Annotated in this window: 14 protein-coding genes; 5 read left to right on the top strand and 9 right to left on the bottom strand. The window is 72.2% G+C overall.

What is annotated here, in order from left to right:
- Window positions 1-96 precede the first annotated feature (96 nt).
- On the top strand, window positions 97-558 hold the full coding sequence (locus tag ACFWJW_RS22885) for a MaoC family dehydratase (RefSeq protein WP_387244330.1): 462 nt from the start codon (window positions 97-99) through the stop codon (window positions 556-558).
- Window positions 559-616: 58 nt separating this feature from the next.
- On the opposite strand, the gene ACFWJW_RS22880 is transcribed toward ACFWJW_RS22885, so the two are convergent.
- Together ACFWJW_RS22880 and ACFWJW_RS22875 are read right to left on the bottom strand one after the other, a co-directional pair.
- Window positions 617-1,246, bottom strand: coding sequence for a TetR/AcrR family transcriptional regulator (locus tag ACFWJW_RS22880; RefSeq protein WP_387244327.1), 630 nt, complete (start codon window positions 1,244-1,246; stop codon window positions 617-619).
- A gap of 129 nt (window positions 1,247-1,375) precedes the next feature.
- On the bottom strand, window positions 1,376-2,527 hold the full coding sequence (locus ACFWJW_RS22875; protein ID WP_387244324.1) for an acyl-CoA dehydrogenase family protein: 1,152 nt from the start codon (window positions 2,525-2,527) through the stop codon (window positions 1,376-1,378).
- Window positions 2,528-2,601: 74 nt separating this feature from the next.
- Here ACFWJW_RS22875 and ACFWJW_RS22870 point away from each other — a divergent pair, with 74 nt between their 5' ends.
- Window positions 2,602-3,249 carry a TetR/AcrR family transcriptional regulator gene (locus ACFWJW_RS22870; protein WP_387244321.1) on the top strand — a complete coding sequence of 216 codons (648 nt, stop codon included), beginning with the start codon at window positions 2,602-2,604 and terminating at the stop codon, window positions 3,247-3,249.
- 35 nt (window positions 3,250-3,284) lie between these two features.
- On the opposite strand, the gene ACFWJW_RS22865 is transcribed toward ACFWJW_RS22870, so the two are convergent.
- The 4 genes from ACFWJW_RS22865 to ACFWJW_RS22850 form a co-directional block, all read right to left on the bottom strand.
- Complete coding sequence (locus ACFWJW_RS22865; protein ID WP_387244318.1) at window positions 3,285-4,634, bottom strand: MFS transporter; 1,350 nt, start codon at window positions 4,632-4,634, stop codon at window positions 3,285-3,287.
- A gap of 339 nt (window positions 4,635-4,973) precedes the next feature.
- On the bottom strand, window positions 4,974-6,059 hold the full coding sequence (locus ACFWJW_RS22860; protein ID WP_387244315.1) for a Zn-dependent alcohol dehydrogenase: 1,086 nt from the start codon (window positions 6,057-6,059) through the stop codon (window positions 4,974-4,976).
- A gap of 88 nt (window positions 6,060-6,147) precedes the next feature.
- Window positions 6,148-7,545 (bottom strand): aldehyde dehydrogenase family protein, encoded by a 1,398-nt coding sequence (locus ACFWJW_RS22855; protein ID WP_387244312.1) that lies wholly within the window; start codon window positions 7,543-7,545, stop codon window positions 6,148-6,150.
- Between the two features lie 129 nt (window positions 7,546-7,674).
- Entirely contained in the window at window positions 7,675-8,058 is a 384-nt protein-coding gene (locus tag ACFWJW_RS22850; RefSeq protein ID WP_387244309.1) for a hypothetical protein, read from the bottom strand.
- A gap of 17 nt (window positions 8,059-8,075) precedes the next feature.
- Between ACFWJW_RS22850 and ACFWJW_RS22845 the strand changes: the two genes are divergently transcribed.
- Window positions 8,076-8,465, top strand: a complete 390-nt coding sequence (locus ACFWJW_RS22845; protein WP_387244306.1) for a hypothetical protein — start codon at window positions 8,076-8,078, stop codon at window positions 8,463-8,465.
- A gap of 43 nt (window positions 8,466-8,508) precedes the next feature.
- Here ACFWJW_RS22845 and ACFWJW_RS22840 read toward each other — a convergent pair whose 3' ends face one another.
- From ACFWJW_RS22840 to ACFWJW_RS22830, 3 genes are all read right to left on the bottom strand, one after another.
- Entirely contained in the window at window positions 8,509-9,846 is a 1,338-nt protein-coding gene (locus ACFWJW_RS22840; RefSeq protein ID WP_387244303.1) for an MFS transporter, read from the bottom strand.
- Window positions 9,847-11,295 carry a CitMHS family transporter gene (locus ACFWJW_RS22835; protein ID WP_387244300.1) on the bottom strand — a complete coding sequence of 483 codons (1,449 nt, stop codon included), beginning with the start codon at window positions 11,293-11,295 and terminating at the stop codon, window positions 9,847-9,849.
- Window positions 11,296-11,488: 193 nt separating this feature from the next.
- Window positions 11,489-12,145: a TetR family transcriptional regulator gene (locus ACFWJW_RS22830; protein ID WP_387244297.1), complete on the bottom strand. Its 657-nt coding sequence runs from the start codon at window positions 12,143-12,145 to the stop codon at window positions 11,489-11,491.
- Between the two features lie 177 nt (window positions 12,146-12,322).
- Between ACFWJW_RS22830 and hmgA the strand changes: the two genes are divergently transcribed.
- Together hmgA and ACFWJW_RS22820 are read left to right on the top strand one after the other, a co-directional pair.
- On the top strand, window positions 12,323-13,648 hold the full coding sequence (gene hmgA, locus ACFWJW_RS22825; protein WP_387244294.1) for a homogentisate 1,2-dioxygenase: 1,326 nt from the start codon (window positions 12,323-12,325) through the stop codon (window positions 13,646-13,648).
- A 16-nt stretch (window positions 13,649-13,664) separates the two neighbouring features.
- Window positions 13,665-14,411 (top strand): GntR family transcriptional regulator, encoded by a 747-nt coding sequence (locus ACFWJW_RS22820; protein WP_387244291.1) that lies wholly within the window; start codon window positions 13,665-13,667, stop codon window positions 14,409-14,411.
- Window positions 14,412-14,611: the final 200 nt, after the last annotated feature.

Here is a 14,611-nt window from a genome sequence, read left to right as displayed (position 1 = left end):
CAGCGGGGGCTCGCACTCCGCATTCTGAGCAAGCGCTTAGTAAGCGTCGGCCGATGCGCGCCAACGGCGGACGGACCCCGAGGAGGCAGACGAGAGATGGCAGAGCCCCGAGTGTTTGGATCGCTCGACGAACTGCGGGCCGCGGTCGGCGAGGAGCTGGGCACCAGCGACTGGCTGGAGATCGACCAGAAGCGGATCGATCAGTTCGCGGAGGCCACCGGCGACCACCAGTGGATCCATGTGGACCCGGAGAAGGCCGCGGCCGGCCCGTTCGGCACCACCATCGCGCACGGCTATCTGACGCTGTCGCTGCTGCCCGCCCTCGTCCCGCAGCTGATGCGGGTCGAGAACGTGAAGATGGGCATCAACTACGGCACCAACAAGGTCCGCTTCCCCGCCACCGTGCCGGTCGGCTCGCGGCTGCGCGCGACGGCCAGGATCGCGGAGGTGACCGAGGTGTCCGGCGGCGTCCAGCTGGCCACGGTCGTGACGATCGAACGCGAGGGCGGCGACAAGCCGGTCTGCGTCGCGGAGACGGTCAGCCGCTTCTATCTGTGAGCGCTCCGTGAGCGGGGCGCCGACCCCGGCCGGCGCCGGGGCCGGGCGGCGGCGCACCCTAGGCGACCGGCGCACCCACCATGCGCAGGACGAGGTCGGCGTACAGCGTGCCGACCTCGTCGGGCGTACGCGGGCCGTCCGCGGTGAACCAGCGGGCCACGTCCACACACAGCGACAGCACCGCGAGAGTGGTGCCCGGCACGTCATCGGCCCGGAACTCGCCGCTGTCCGCGCCGTCCTGGATGATCTGCCGCAGCAACCGGTCGGTCCGGCGGCGCAGTCCGGCGATCTCGGTGTAGTGCTCGGGGCTCAGCGCCTGGAGTTCGTACTGGATGACCCGGGCGGTGGTGTGGTGCTCCGCGTGCCAGCGGGCGAAGGTGCGGACGGCGTCACGGAGCCGGTCGGCGGCGCTGCCCTGGGCCTCGGCGGCGGCGCCCATGATGCGCAGCGCCTTCTCGTGGCCGATGCCGCTGATGCGGTAGAGCAGCTCTTCCTTGGTCTTGTAGTGGATGTAGAGGGCGGCCGGGCTCATCCCGGCGCGGCCGGCGATGTCACGGGTGGTGGTGGCGTGGTAGCCGCGTTCGGCGAATGCCTCGACGGCGGCGCTGACCAGCCGTCGCGCGGCATCCGGGGTCACCCCGGCCCATTCCTCGTTCTCCTCTTTGGCCCGCTCCGCCGCCGCACCCATCGCGCACCCCGCTCCTCGACCCGCCAGGGACCCTCCTCTGACGGATCGAACACCATATCGCGCCGCTGAGCAAGCGCTTAGGGCCCGGCGGGCGAGCGGCGGCCCCGTCGGCATACGGGCCGGAAGGCTTCAGAAGGCGGAAACCCCCGTCAGCGCCCGTCCGATGACCAGCTTCTGTATCTGGCTGGTGCCCTCGTACAGCGTCATCACCCGCGCGTCCCGCAGCAGCTTGCCGACCGGGTATTCGTCGATATAGCCATAGCCGCCGAACACCTGGAGGGCGTTGTTGGCGGCGCGCACCGCGGCCTCGGAGGCGAAGAGCTTGGCCTGGGACGCCTGGGTGGCGAACGGCTCGCCGCGGTCGATCAGATCGGCGACCTGCCACGTCAGCAGCCGCGCGGCAGCCACGCCCACGGAGATATCGCTGATCAGCTCCTGCACCAGCTGGTGCCGGGCGATCGGCTTGCCGAACTGCTCACGCTCGCCCGCGTAGCCGAGCGCGGCGTCCAGGGCGGCCTGGGCGATGCCCACACAGCCGGCCGCGACCGACATCCGGCCCTTGGCCAGCGCGGACATCGCGACCGAGAACCCCTTGCCCTCGGGGCCGAGCATGGCGGCGGCCGGGACCCGTACGCCGTTCAGGACCAGCTCCGCGGTGGCCTGGCCGCGCAGTCCCAGCTTCCCGTGGATCTCCCGGCGCTCCAGACCGGGGCTGTCGGCCGGTACGAGGAAGGCGCTGATGCCCTGGTGGCCGGGGGCGCCGCCGGTGCGGGCGAAGAGCAGCACCACATCGGCCCAGGTCCCGTTGGTGATGAACATCTTGCTGCCGTCGATGACATAGGAGTCCCCGTCACGGACCGCCCGGGTGGCGAGGTGCGCGGCGTCGGATCCGGTGCCCGGCTCCGTCAGGCCGAAGCAGCCGACCGCCTCGCCGGAGGTGAGCCGCGGCAGCCACGCCCGCTTCTGCTCCTCGTCGCCCCATGCCGCGAGGGTCTTGGCCACCAGCCCCAGGGAGACCGAGACGATGCCGCGTACCGAGGAGTCCCCGCGGCCCAGTTCCTCGGTGACCAGGACGTAGGAGAGGTGGTCGCCGCCCGAGCCGCCGTACTCCTCGGGGACGGTGAGCCCGAGGAAGCCGAGACCGCCGAGCTTCTTCACGATGCCGCGGTCGACCTGTTCGGCGCGGTCCCAGGCGGTGACGTACGGGGCGATCTCGCGGTCGGTGAAGTCCTTGGCGAGCTGCCGTACCGCGGTCTGCTCCGCGCTGAGCTCCAGGTTCATCTCGGGCCCCTTGTGGACGAGAACAGTTAATTAGCACTGCTAGTTTTTGCTGGGCAGCCTCTACTATGTGCGGCATGGCCCGACCCCGCAAGCCCCTTCTGAGCCGCGAGCGCATCGTCTCCACGGCGCTGGCGCTCATCGACGCCGAGGGGCTCCCGGCGCTCTCCACCCGGCGGCTGGCGGCGGAGCTCGGCGTGAGCGGACCGTCGCTCTACAACCACTTCACGACCAAGGACGAGATCCTCGACGCGGTGGCCGACACGGTCATCGCCAAGGTCGATGTGTCGGCGTTCGAGACGGGCGCGGACTGGCGCGCCGGGCTGCTCGACTGGGCCCGCTCCTACCGCGCGGCGCTCGCCGCCCATCCGCATATCGTGCCGTTCCTGGCCCAGGGCCCCGGCCGCCGCCCCGCCGGCCTGAAGATGGCCGACGCGGCGTTCGGCGGGATGGTCGAGGCGGGCTGGCCGCCCGCCCAGGCCACCAGGGTCTGTGCCATGGTCCGCTACTTCGTGGCCGGCTCCGCCCTGGGCTCGTTCGCCCGCGGCTTCGTCGACGACCCGAGCGCCTACGACCCCGCCGACTACCCCCACCTGGGCCAGGCACATCTGCTGGCCGAGCATCAACGCCAGGTGGACGAGGGCGCGTTCGAGACGGGACTACGGGCGCTGGTGGACGGCCTGGCGCTCCAGCACCCGGACCTCGTGCCGCCGGAGGGCCGCTGACCGTACGGCGGGGCGCGGCCGGGTGCCGCCGGCCGTCACCCCTGGGCGGGCTTCCCCGCTGATCCGGCGCGTCGGATCAGCAGCCAAATGGACACCAGCGCGATGACGGACAGCGCCATGATGTAGCCGGCCACCGCCATCGAGGTGCCGGTCGCCTCCAGGAGCAGGACCATCACGAACGGCGCGAGTCCGCCGCCCAGGATCGCGCTGATCTGGTAGCCGAGCGAGGCACCGGTGTAGCGCATCTCGGCGGTGAACAGCTCGGCGAACAGCGCGGCCTGCGGGCCGTACATGATGCTCAGGAAGCAGCTGCCGACGAAGGTGCCGACGGCCAGCCACACCAGCGACGCGGTGTCGATCAGCAGGAACATCGGCACCGCCCAGAGCAGCAGCCCGACGGCGCCCGCGGCGTAGACCCGCAGCCGGCCGATCCGGTCGGAGAGCGCCGCGGCGGCCGGGATGAGCGCGAGCTGGGTGAGGCTGACCAGCAGCGAGACGGCCAGTACGGAGGTGCGCCGCATCTCCAGCTCGCGGGTGGCGTAGTCCAGGACGCCGGTGATGAGGATGTAGAACGTGGCGGTGTTGACCGCGAACGAGCCGCCGGCCAGCAGGACGGTGCGGAGATGGTGGCGCAGGATCTCGCGCAGCGGTGAACGGCGTGCCGCGGCGGCCCGCTCGGTCGCCGCCAGCTGCGCCTCCGCGGCCCGGAAGGCGGGGGTCTCCTCGACATGGGTGTGGATATAGCGGGCGAGGAGCAGCACCAGGACGCCGACGAGGAACGGCAGCCGCCAGCCCCAGGTGCTGAAGGCCCGCTCGTCGGTGACCGCGCCGGCCAGCAGGAAGACGGAGTTGGCGGTCATCACGCCGAGCGGAACGCCGAGTTGCACCAGCGAGCCGTACAGCCCGCGCTTCCCCTCGGGGGCGTATTCGGTGGCCATCAGCATCGCGCCGCCCCACTGGGCGCCGACCGCGATGCCTTGCAGCAGCCGCAGCAGGACCAGCAGGACGGGCGCGGCCAGCCCGAGGGTGGCGTAGGAGGGGAGCAGGCCGATGGCGGTGGTGGCCAGCCCCATGACGGTCAGCGCGAGCACCAGCATGGGCTTACGGCCGTGCCGGTCGCCGAGCTGACCGGCGATCACCCCGCCGACGGGACGGGCCAGGAAGCCCACCGCGAAGGTCGCGAACGAGGCGAGGACACCGGCGGCCGGACTGTCCGAGGGGAAGTAGGCCGGGCCGAGGACGAGCGCGGCGGCGATGCCGAAGACGAAGTAGTCGTACCACTCGACGGCGGAGGCGAGGGCGGCCGCGGTGGCGACCCTGCGGCGGCTGCGGGCGGAGGGCGGGTTACCGGTGTTGTCGTGGGGCGCGGAGGGGGCCGTGTCCATGCGTGCACACTCCGAGGGGTGCGGGGCGGGAGGGGGGCGGCGCCGTGATGTCGGGCGACCGTACCGACCGGCCGGTACGGCGTCAACGGACCACGCAGCACGACTTTCCGGCGCGCCGCCTGAACGCGGGGGCGGGGGCAGGGGGCGGCGCCGCCACCGCCTGCCCCCGCCTGCCCCGCCCCGAAAGACCGTTCCCCTGTGGCGGGCGCCGGTTGTGCAGTTATGTGGACGTGCCCGCTGCCGGCTCCGTCACGGCCGCGGTGCCGCGCCGCCCCGTGCGCTGCGCGGCTCGCCCCATTGTGGCTGCCGGGCCGCTTTCTTGATCACGACTCAGGACATTCACGGGAACACCACCAGCGCCCGCCCGCCCTTCCCCGCCAGCATCGCGTCGAAGGCGGCCGGGATGTCGTCGAGGGTGATGCGGTCGGTGACGAGCGTGGACAGGTCCAGGGCTCCGGAGCGGATGTGGGTGGCGATCAGCGGGAGATCGCGGGCGGGGTCGGTGTTGCCGTAGACGCAGCCGGAGAGGGTGCGGCCGAAGTAGAAGAGTTCCAGGGCGGAGAAGGACACCTGCTGGTCCTGGCCGCCGATGCCGACGACCGTCGTACGGCCCCCGCGGCGGGTCGCCGACCAGGCCGTACGGATGGTGTCGGCGCGGCCCACGCACTCCACGGCGACATCGGCGCCCAGGCCGCCGGTGAGCTTGCGGATGCGCTTGGCGGTGTCCTCGCCCGCCACCACGAACTCGGTGGCCCCGGCCGAGCGGGCCAGCTCCTCCTTCTCCGGCGAGACATCCACCGCCACGATCGGGCCGGCGCCCGCGATCCGCGCCGCCTGAAGCGTGGCCAGGCCCACCCCGCCCACGCCGAAGACCACGACCGACTCCCCCGCCCGCACCTGGGCGCTGTGGTGCACGGCGCCCCAGCCGGTGAGCACCGCGCAGCCGAGCAGCGCGGCATCGGCGAGCGGCACCCCCGCCGGCAGCGGCAGCGCGGCCCGTGCGGAGACCACGGTCTCCTCGGCGAACACGGCGGTGCCCAGGCCGGGGTAGAGCTCGGTGGCATCGTCGGCGCGCCGGGCGTACGGGGCGTTCGCGGCGAGGCCGGAGTGGGCGCACAGCCAGGGCTCGGACAGTCCGCAGAAGTGGCAGTCGCCGCAGGACGGCGCCCAGTTGAGGACGACCTGGTCGCCGGGGGCCACCGTCGTCACGTCCGGGCCGACCGCGGTGACGGTGCCCGCGCCCTCGTGGCCGAGGACGGCCGGGGCGGGCTGGCGCAGGGTGCCGTTGGACAGCGACAGATCGGAGTGGCAGACCCCGGCGGCGGCGAGCCGGATCCGGACCTGGCCGGGGCCGGGCTCGGGCAGCTCGATCCCGGTGATCTGGAGGGGGGCGTTGACGGCGGGCAGTACGGCGGCGCGGACCACAAGGACTCCTCGTGCGCAGGGCAGCGGGCGGGGCGGTGCGGCGGCATGGTGGGGGGCGGCAGCGGCCATCCCCCACCTGCCGGGCGGATCAGAACTGGAGGGACTTGGTCTGGAGATATTCGGTCAGGCCGTGCGGGCCCAGTTCCCGGCCGACGCCGGACTGCTTGTAACCGCCGAACGGGGCGAGGGGGTTGAAGCGGCCGCCGTTGATGTCGACCTGCCCGGTGTGCAGACGGCGGGCGAAGGCGACGGCCTCGGCCTCGTCGGCCGCCCAGACCGCGCCGGCCAGGCCGTAGACGGTGTCGTTGGCGATCCGGGCGGCGTCGTCCTCGTCCTCGTACTTCAGGATCGACAGGACCGGGCCGAAGATCTCCTCCCGGGCGATGGTCATCTCCGGGGTGACCTCCGCGAAGACGGTCGGCGCGACGTAGTAGCCGGGGCCGGCGTCGGGGGCCTCCGGGCCGCCCGCCACCACCCGCGCCCCCTGGGCGATGCCCTGCTCGATATAGCCGCGTACCCGGTCCCGCTGGGCGGCGCTGACCAGCGGGCCGATCCGCTCGCCGGGGACGTACTTCGCGGCGGCCGCCGTCGCCAGCTCCACCGCCTCGGCGTAGTGGTCCCGGTGGACCAGCATCCGGGTCCAGGCGCTGCACGTCTGGCCGGAGTTGGCCATGACGTTGGCGACGCCGACCGCGACCGCCTTCGGCAGATCGGCGCCGGGCAGGATGACATTGGCGGACTTGCCGCCGAGCTCTAGCGCCACCCGCTTGACCGCGGCGCCCGCCAGCGCACCGATCCGCTTGCCGACGGCCGTCGAGCCGGTGAAGGAGACCAGATCGACCCCGTCGTGTTCGGCGAGCGCCTGCCCGGCGACCGGTCCGAGGCCGGTGACGAGGTTGAAGACCCCCGCGGGTATCCCGGCCGCGTCCACGCACTCCGCGAACAGCTGGGCGACCAGCGGGGTGTCCTCGGCGGGCTTCAGCACCACCGTGCAGCCGGCCGCGAGCGCCGGGGCGACCTTGGCGACGATCTGGTGGAGCGGGTAGTTCCACGGCGTGATCGCGCCGACCACGCCGACCGGTTCGTGCAGCACGGTGGAGTTGCCGATCGTCTCCTCGAAGGAGTACGTACGGGCCAGTTCGGCGTAGGAGCCGCAGACCGCGACCGGCACCCCGGCGTGCACCGCCGTACTGAAGGCGAGCGGTGAGCCGAGCTCGGCGGTGACCGTCTCGGCGATCTCCCCGGTGCGGGCGACGAGTTGATCGCGCAGCGCCGCCAGCCGGTCCGCCCGCTCCCCGGGCGGGGTGGCGGCCCAGCCCGGCAGGGCGGCGCGGGCGGCCCGCACAGCGGCGTCCACGTCCTGCGCGGACCCGGCCGGGACGGTGGCGATGATCCGCCCGTCGGCCGGGTTGACGACCTCGATCGTCCCGCTGCCCTCGGCGGGCCGCCAGCTCCCGTCGATGTACATCGCGTCGTGCTGCTTCACGTCGTGGTCCTCCCGCGGCGGCCAATGGTCATCCGTCCCCAAACTAGCGCCGGTAGTTTTCCGCCGCCAGGGCTCCCGCCACCCCCTGCGGGGTGACGGTGGCCACGAGCCTAGGAGATGCCCCCGCCCTCACCTCTTGGCGGACGGCTTGCGCATTTCCTCGATGATGCTGAGGAATCCCGCCTTGCCGTGGCCCGCCGCGATGGTCCGGTCGGCGAGGCCCTTGACGGCGTCGAGCACCTCGGTGTTGATGCCGCGGTCCACGGACGCCTCGATGATGTGGCCGATGCCCGCGGCCTCCATGACGATGTCGTCCTGGTCGCCGGGGAAGACCCCGCGGTCCGCATCCCGTGCCCAGCCCGCGGCGAGCGGCGGCAGGATGCCGACGATCGCGTCCGTGAACGGCACGAACTTCCCGGCCGCCACGCCCTCGGCGCCGGCCAGCGCGAAGGCGTGCACCAGGCCCGCGATCGCGGAGAAGAAGAAGCCGAGCACCGGACAGCGGCAAGCCATGGGAGCCCGACGACGCCATGCAACGGGCGGAGCGGGCTTTGGACGCCTATGACGAGGACGGCGGCGCAGCACAGCGCGCCGACTCCGGGTCCGCGCACCTTGGCGACGGAGTGCGCAGGACCTTCCGGGCCCCCGGGAAGCGGTGGTACCGCCTCGACCTCACCTGCGACACCAGCGGCGTGCAGGAAGTCACCCTCACACTGACCCGCGGCAGCGCGGAACAGTCCTACGGAATCGGCTGCGGGGACCCTGAGGCCGATCAGTTCAACATCCCCCCGGGCGCCCCCTTCACGGCCCGCGTCGACGCGGTGCGGACCGGCACCGGCCTCGTGCTGTGGCGGCTGAACACCGTCGCCCGGGAGGACGTGGACGGCTGCGACGACGACATCAAAGGCTGCGGCGGCTGAACGACGCACGTCCCGTGCGTCGCCTACGTAACGTGGACCGGGCCTACGGGCCCTTGGAGCGGGCCCGTTGAGCACCGGCCCGCTGTTGAGCACCGGCCCCCTCGCCCAGCCGCCCCGGCCCGGCCTCCTCCTCCTTCTCCTCAGACGGCGTGGCCATCCCGCCGCCGCTTGCGGTTCCGCCACCCCGCGCCCGCCCCGTACGGGCGGCCATCGCGGCGGAGGACAGCAGCAGCGCGCCGAGCAGGACGAAGGGTGCGGCGGTGCCCGCGACACCGGCGAGCAGTCCGGCGCCGGCCGGGGCGGCGACCTGGCCGAGGCGGTTGCCGGTGAGGCGGAGCGCCAGCGCCGTACTGCGGGCCCGTTCGGGGGCGGCCTGCACGACCGTCGTCATCGACAGCGGCTGGCCGACGCCCAGACAGAAGCCGAGGGCGAGCAGCATCGCGGCCAGCGCCCACACCGGCACCGGCACCGGCAGACCGCCGCACAGCACACCGGCCAGCGCGCAGCTGACGGCCATCAGCGCGGTGCGCCCCAGCCACCGGATCATCGGCGTCATCACCAGCCGGCAGGCGATGGTGGCCGCGGCCCGCAGGCTGAGCAGCAGACCGATGGTGGTGGGGGCGATGGCACGGTCCTCGCCGATGACGGGGAGGTAGGCGGTGAGGACGTCGGTCGCCGACAGCACGGCCAGGCTCATGAAGATGCCGGCCGGCACACCCCGGGTCCGCAGGATGCCGCGGACCGGGACCGGCGGTCCGCCCGCCGGGGCCGGGGCGCCGGACGGGGCGGTGCCGGCGCGCTGTTCGAGCCGCCAGAGCGAGGCGTACGAGACGGCGGCGACGGCGCCGGAGAGCAGCAGGGCGGTGGCGCTCGTCGGGGCCATCCGCCCGTCGTGCTCGGAGATGACGAGCCCGGCGGCGACCGGCCCGATGAGCTGGCCGAGCGAGGCGCCGATGGTGAAGTGGCCGAAGTTGCGGTCGCGGTCCTCGGCAGCGCTGCGGCGGGCGACGATGGACTGGGCGCCGATGACGAAGCAGAGGTGCCCCAGGCCCATCACCCCGCTCCAGGCGGCCATCGCGGGCAGTGTTCCGGCCAGGCCGCTGCGCGCGCAGCCGCCGCTGATCAGCGCCACCCCGACGACCAGCAGCGGGGCGCAGCGGCCGTGGTCGGTGCGGCGGCCGAGCGGTACGGCGACGAGCAGCGGCAGCAGGGCGTAGACGGCCGTGATCACGCCGACGGCGCGTCCGTCGGCGCCCAGGGCGAGGGCCCGGTAGGAGACGGCCGGCCTGGCCATGCTCACCGCTCCTTGCGCGAAGGAGAAGGTGAGGACCAGACGCAGCAGCCAACTCCTGCCGGGCCTCGCGGTAGGGGTGACGGTCATCTAGATGATGCCGAAGAGCACACCGGCGCACAGGACCACCAGGGAGGTCAGCGCGGCCCATTTGACGGTGAATTTGGTGTGGTCGCCGAACTCGACCTTGGCCATCCCGACGAGGACGTAGACGGCGGGGACGAGCGGGCTGGACATGTGCAGGGCCTGGCCGATGAGGGAGGCGCGGGCGATCTCGATGGGCGCGACCCCGTGGGCGGCGCCGGCCTCGGCGAGGATCGGCACGATGCCGAAGTAGAAGCCGTCGTTGGACATGAAGTAGGTCAGCGGGATGCTGAGGATGCCGGTGACGATGCCCATGTGCGGGCCGAGCGCGTCGGGGATGCCGCTGACCAGCCAGCGGGCCATGTGCTCGACCATGCCGGTGCCGGTGAGCACACCGGTGAAGACGGCGGCGGCGAAGACCATGCCGGAGACGTTGAGCACGTTCTCGGCGTGCGCGGCGACCCGGGCCTTCTGGTCCTTCATGTGCGGGAAGTTGACGGTGAGCGCGAGGGCGGCGCCGAGCAGGAAGAGCACCGGGATCGGCAGCGTCTGAAGGATCAGCAGGGTGAGCAGCGCGAGGGTGAGCGCGGCGTTGAACCAGTAGAGCTTGGGGCGCAGGGTGGCGCGCTGCGGGTCCAGGACCTGGAGGCCGTCGTCGTCGGCCGGCTCTCCGGAGCCGGCGGCCGGCTCGTCGTCGGAGCCGGTGCCCGCGCCGCCGGTGGTGCGCCGTGCCTCGGCCGGGGTGCCGCCCGTGCCACCGGTGCCCGCGCCGACCAGGACCTGCTCGGACTCCTTCGCCGTCACGGTCTCGGTCACCAGCCCGGGGTCGCCGAGGGTCAGCACGCCGAGCCGCTTGCGCTCGCGCCGGCCGAGGACGTAGGCGAGGGCGAAGACCGCGACCAGGCCGACGGCCAGCGCGGGGATCATCGGGACGAAGATGTCACCGGCGTCGAGCTTGAGCGCGGTGGCGGCGCGGGCGGTCGGGCCGCCCCAGGGGAGGGTGTTCATCACGCCGTTGGCGGTGGCGGCGACACCGGTCATCACCACGAGGCTCATCTTCAGCCGCTTGTAGAGCGGGTAGAGCGCCGAGACGGTGATCATGAAAGTGGTGGAGCCGTCGCCGTCGAGCGAGACGATCGCGGCGAGCAGGGCCGTACCGACCACCACCCGCACCGGATCGGCCTTGCAGAACTTCAGGATGCCGCGGACGATCGGGTCGAAGAGCCCGACGTCGATCATCACCCCGAAGTAGATGATGGCGAACATCAGCATCGCGGCAGTGGGGGCCAGGTCGCCGATGCCCTTGAGGACATAGTCGCCCAAGTGCGCGCCCTGTCCGACCAGGACGCAGAACAGCGCGGGAATCAGCACCAGCGCGGCCATCGGTGACATCTTCTTCATCATGATCAGCACCAGGAAGGCGGCGATCATGACAAATCCGAGGATTGTCAGCATTAGGGGTTACCTCACGTTCGCCCTTGAACATCTGCCGGGGGTGGCGGTTCAGGCGACGTTAGGTCCCGCAAAGTTTTGTTAACAAGGTCTTGACGCGCGAGCAATAAGAGCAAAACCCCAGGTCAATAGGGATCTCACCGGACGTGCGTGCGCACAACCGGCACACCGCACCCGCGCCGCCCGCCACCGGCACTCACTCCTCCCCCGCGCCCGCCCCGTCCAGATACCGCGCCAGATAGGCCCGCAGCAGCAGCTTGGTCTCGTTGACGAGGGCCGGGTCGCCGGCCGGATCCGTACGGAAGGCGAGCTGGAGCAGTGCGTCGGCCGTCTCGACGCCGACCAGGAAGGCGGTGCGCAGCCGTTCGTCGTCGGGGTCCAGACCGAGCGGGCAGGCGAAGAGGGCCAGCAGCCGGTCGGCGACCTCGTAGTTGGCCTGCCGGGAGGCGCTCGGGGCGGGGACGGTGAACTCCACCAGGGCGAAGCCCGGCACCGTCCGCTTCATGGCGAGGTACTCGTCGACCACCACATCCATCGCATGGCGCCATGGGAGCGGGGTGTGCGCCGGGGCGGTCAGCCGGGCGGTGATGCGGTCCGCGTAGGCGTCGAGATTGCGCCGGGCGAGGGCCTCGGCCATGGCGCGCTTGTTGGGGAAGAAGCGGTAGACGGAGCCGATCGGGACCCCGGCACGGCCGGCCACGGCCCGGGTGCTCAGGTCCTCGTACCCGGTCTCCTCCAGCACTTCGGCACAGGCGTCGAGGATTCTGGCCAGCCGCTGGGCGCTGCGCCGCTGGACGGGGGCGCGGCGCAGGGCGGCGGCGGGCGGATCGGGAGGGGAACTCGGCTGCGGCACCCGACCATCCTGCCCGCCTCACGGGCGGCGGTACATGAGCGCCGTGATCCGGCCGAAGCGGCGGAGATCCCCCAAGTTCTCGGCTTCGCTCGAACAGGGAGGTACCCCCATCGTTGACGGCCCCCGACAGCAATCCTAAGGTCATGCATAGGATTCCTTGAGCGGCGGGAGCATGCGATGGCAGGTACGGGCAACGAGCAGGCGAGGAAGACGGCCGAGGGGCTGGCGTACCAGACCGGCTTCGGCAACGAGCACAGCTCGGAGGCCGTCCCCGGCGCGCTGCCGGCGGGCCGCAACTCCCCCCAGCGCGCACCGCTCGGCCTGTATGCCGAGCAGCTCAGCGGCTCGGCGTTCACCGAACCGCGCGGTCACAACCTCCGCTCCTGGCTCTACCGCATCCGCCCGTCGGCCGCGCATCCGCCGTTCGTCCGGGCCGAGCGGCACGCGCTCCGCTCGGCGCCGTTCACCGACTGCGCCCCCGACCCCAACCGGCTGCGCTGGAACCCGCTGCCCGAACCCACCGGTCCCACCGACTTCCTGGACGGCCTGTGGACCCTGGGCGGCAACGGCGACGCCACCCAGCGCACCGGTATGGCCGTCCACCTCTACTACGCCAACACCTCCATGGACCGGCGGGTGTTCGGCAACGCGGACGGCGAGCTGCTGATCGTGCCCGAACGGGGCGGGCTGCTGCTGCGCACCGAACTCGGCCTGCTGCACGCCGCACCCGGCGAGGTGGCGCTGATCCCGCGCGGCGTCCGCTTCCGCGTCGAGCTGCTGGACGCCACCGCCCGCGGCTACGTCTGCGAGAACTACGGCCGGCCCTTCCAGCTCCCCGACCTCGGCCCGATCGGCGCCAACGGCCTGGCCAACGCCCGGGACTTCCGTGCCCCGGTCGCCGCCTACGAGGACGTCGAGGGCCCCGTCGAGGTCGTCAACAAGTTCTGCGGCCACCTCTGGACGGCCACCTACGACCACTCCCCCCTGGACGTCGTCGCCTGGCACGGCAACCACGTCCCGTACGTCTACGACCTGCACCGCTTCAATGTCATCGGCTCGATCAGCTACGACCACCCCGACCCGTCCATCTTCACCGTGCTCACCTCCCCCTCCGACACCCCGGGGCTGGCCGGCGTGGACTTCGTGGTCTTCGCGCCGCGCTGGCTGGTCGGCGAGGACACCTTCCGGCCGCCCTACTTCCACCGCAATGTGATGACCGAGTACATGGGCCTGATCGAGGGCGCCTACGACGCCAAAGCGGAGGGCTTCGTCCCGGGCGGCGGCTCGCTGCACAACATGATGTCGGCGCACGGGCCCGACCGGGAGACCTTCGACCGGGCCAGCGCCGCCGAGCTGCGGCCGCAGAAGATCGACGACGGTCTGGCCTTCATGTTCGAGACCCGCTGGCCGCTGACCCTCACCGAACAGGCCCGGGACGCCGGCCATCTCCAGCGCGGCTACGACGACGTATGGCAGGGTCTCCAGCGCCACTTCCGCCCGTGACACCGGGGAACGCCTCGTGACCACCTTCGCTCCCGACTCGCTCGCCCTGAACCGCAAGCTGCCGCTCTGGTATCAGGTCTCGCAGTCGTTGCGCGCCTCCATACTCGGCCGCTCCCCGGAGGCGCCGCTGCGGCTGCCCACCGAGGACGCGCTCGCCGCGCACTACGGCGTCAGCGTGCTGACCATGCGCCAGGCCCTCAAGGAACTGGAGACGGAGGGCCTGATCACCCGGCACCGGCGCCGCGGCACCTTCATCGAGCCGAGCGCCCAGCGTGGTGCGCCGGTGCGGCTGCTGGGTTCCGTGGACGCGATCGTGGCCCAGCAGTCCGGGATGAGCACCGAACTGCTGGAGCACGGCCCCACCCCGGTGCCGTCCGAACTGGCGGAGTTCTTCCCGGATCTGGCGGAGGTGGCCGGCTTCCGCCGGCTGCGCAGCGACGAGGAGACGGGCGAGCCGACGAACCACGCCTGCAACTACGTCCGCCCCGACGTCGCCGCGGCGATCGATCCGGCGGATCTGCTGCGCTGGCCGATGACGAAGGTGCTGAGGGACGCGGTGGGCGTCCGCATCAGCCGGATCACCGACACGGTCGAGGCGCGGCTGGCCGACCCGGAAACCGCCCGGCTCCTCGAAGTCCCGCTGCTCAGCCCGATCCTGCATTACACGGGCGTGAGCTATGACGAGGACGGGCGTGCGGTCGATGTGGCCCGGATCCACTATCGGGGCGATCGCTTCTCCTTCACGGTGACCATGGATTCTTGACCACGTTTTCGTCTTTCCGGCCGTTTTGGTTGCTCGCCGTTGCCGGTCCGCTGCGCTTTGCCTTCGGGCCCACGTTTTCGGCTGTCCCGCCGTGGTGGTTGTTCGCCGTTGCGCCTGCGGCGGGCCGGGTGGTTGTCGGGTGCGGTGACGGACCTCCGGGGCCGGTGTGTGGGACTGCTTCGCTTTACGTCCCACACACC

Origin of the sequence: Streptomyces sp. NPDC127097, from assembly GCF_042724075.1 — a bacterium.
Lineage (GTDB): Bacteria > Actinomycetota > Actinomycetes > Streptomycetales > Streptomycetaceae > Streptomyces.
Note: the sequence above shows the minus strand (reverse complement) of the source record. Positions and strands in the feature narration are given on the sequence as shown.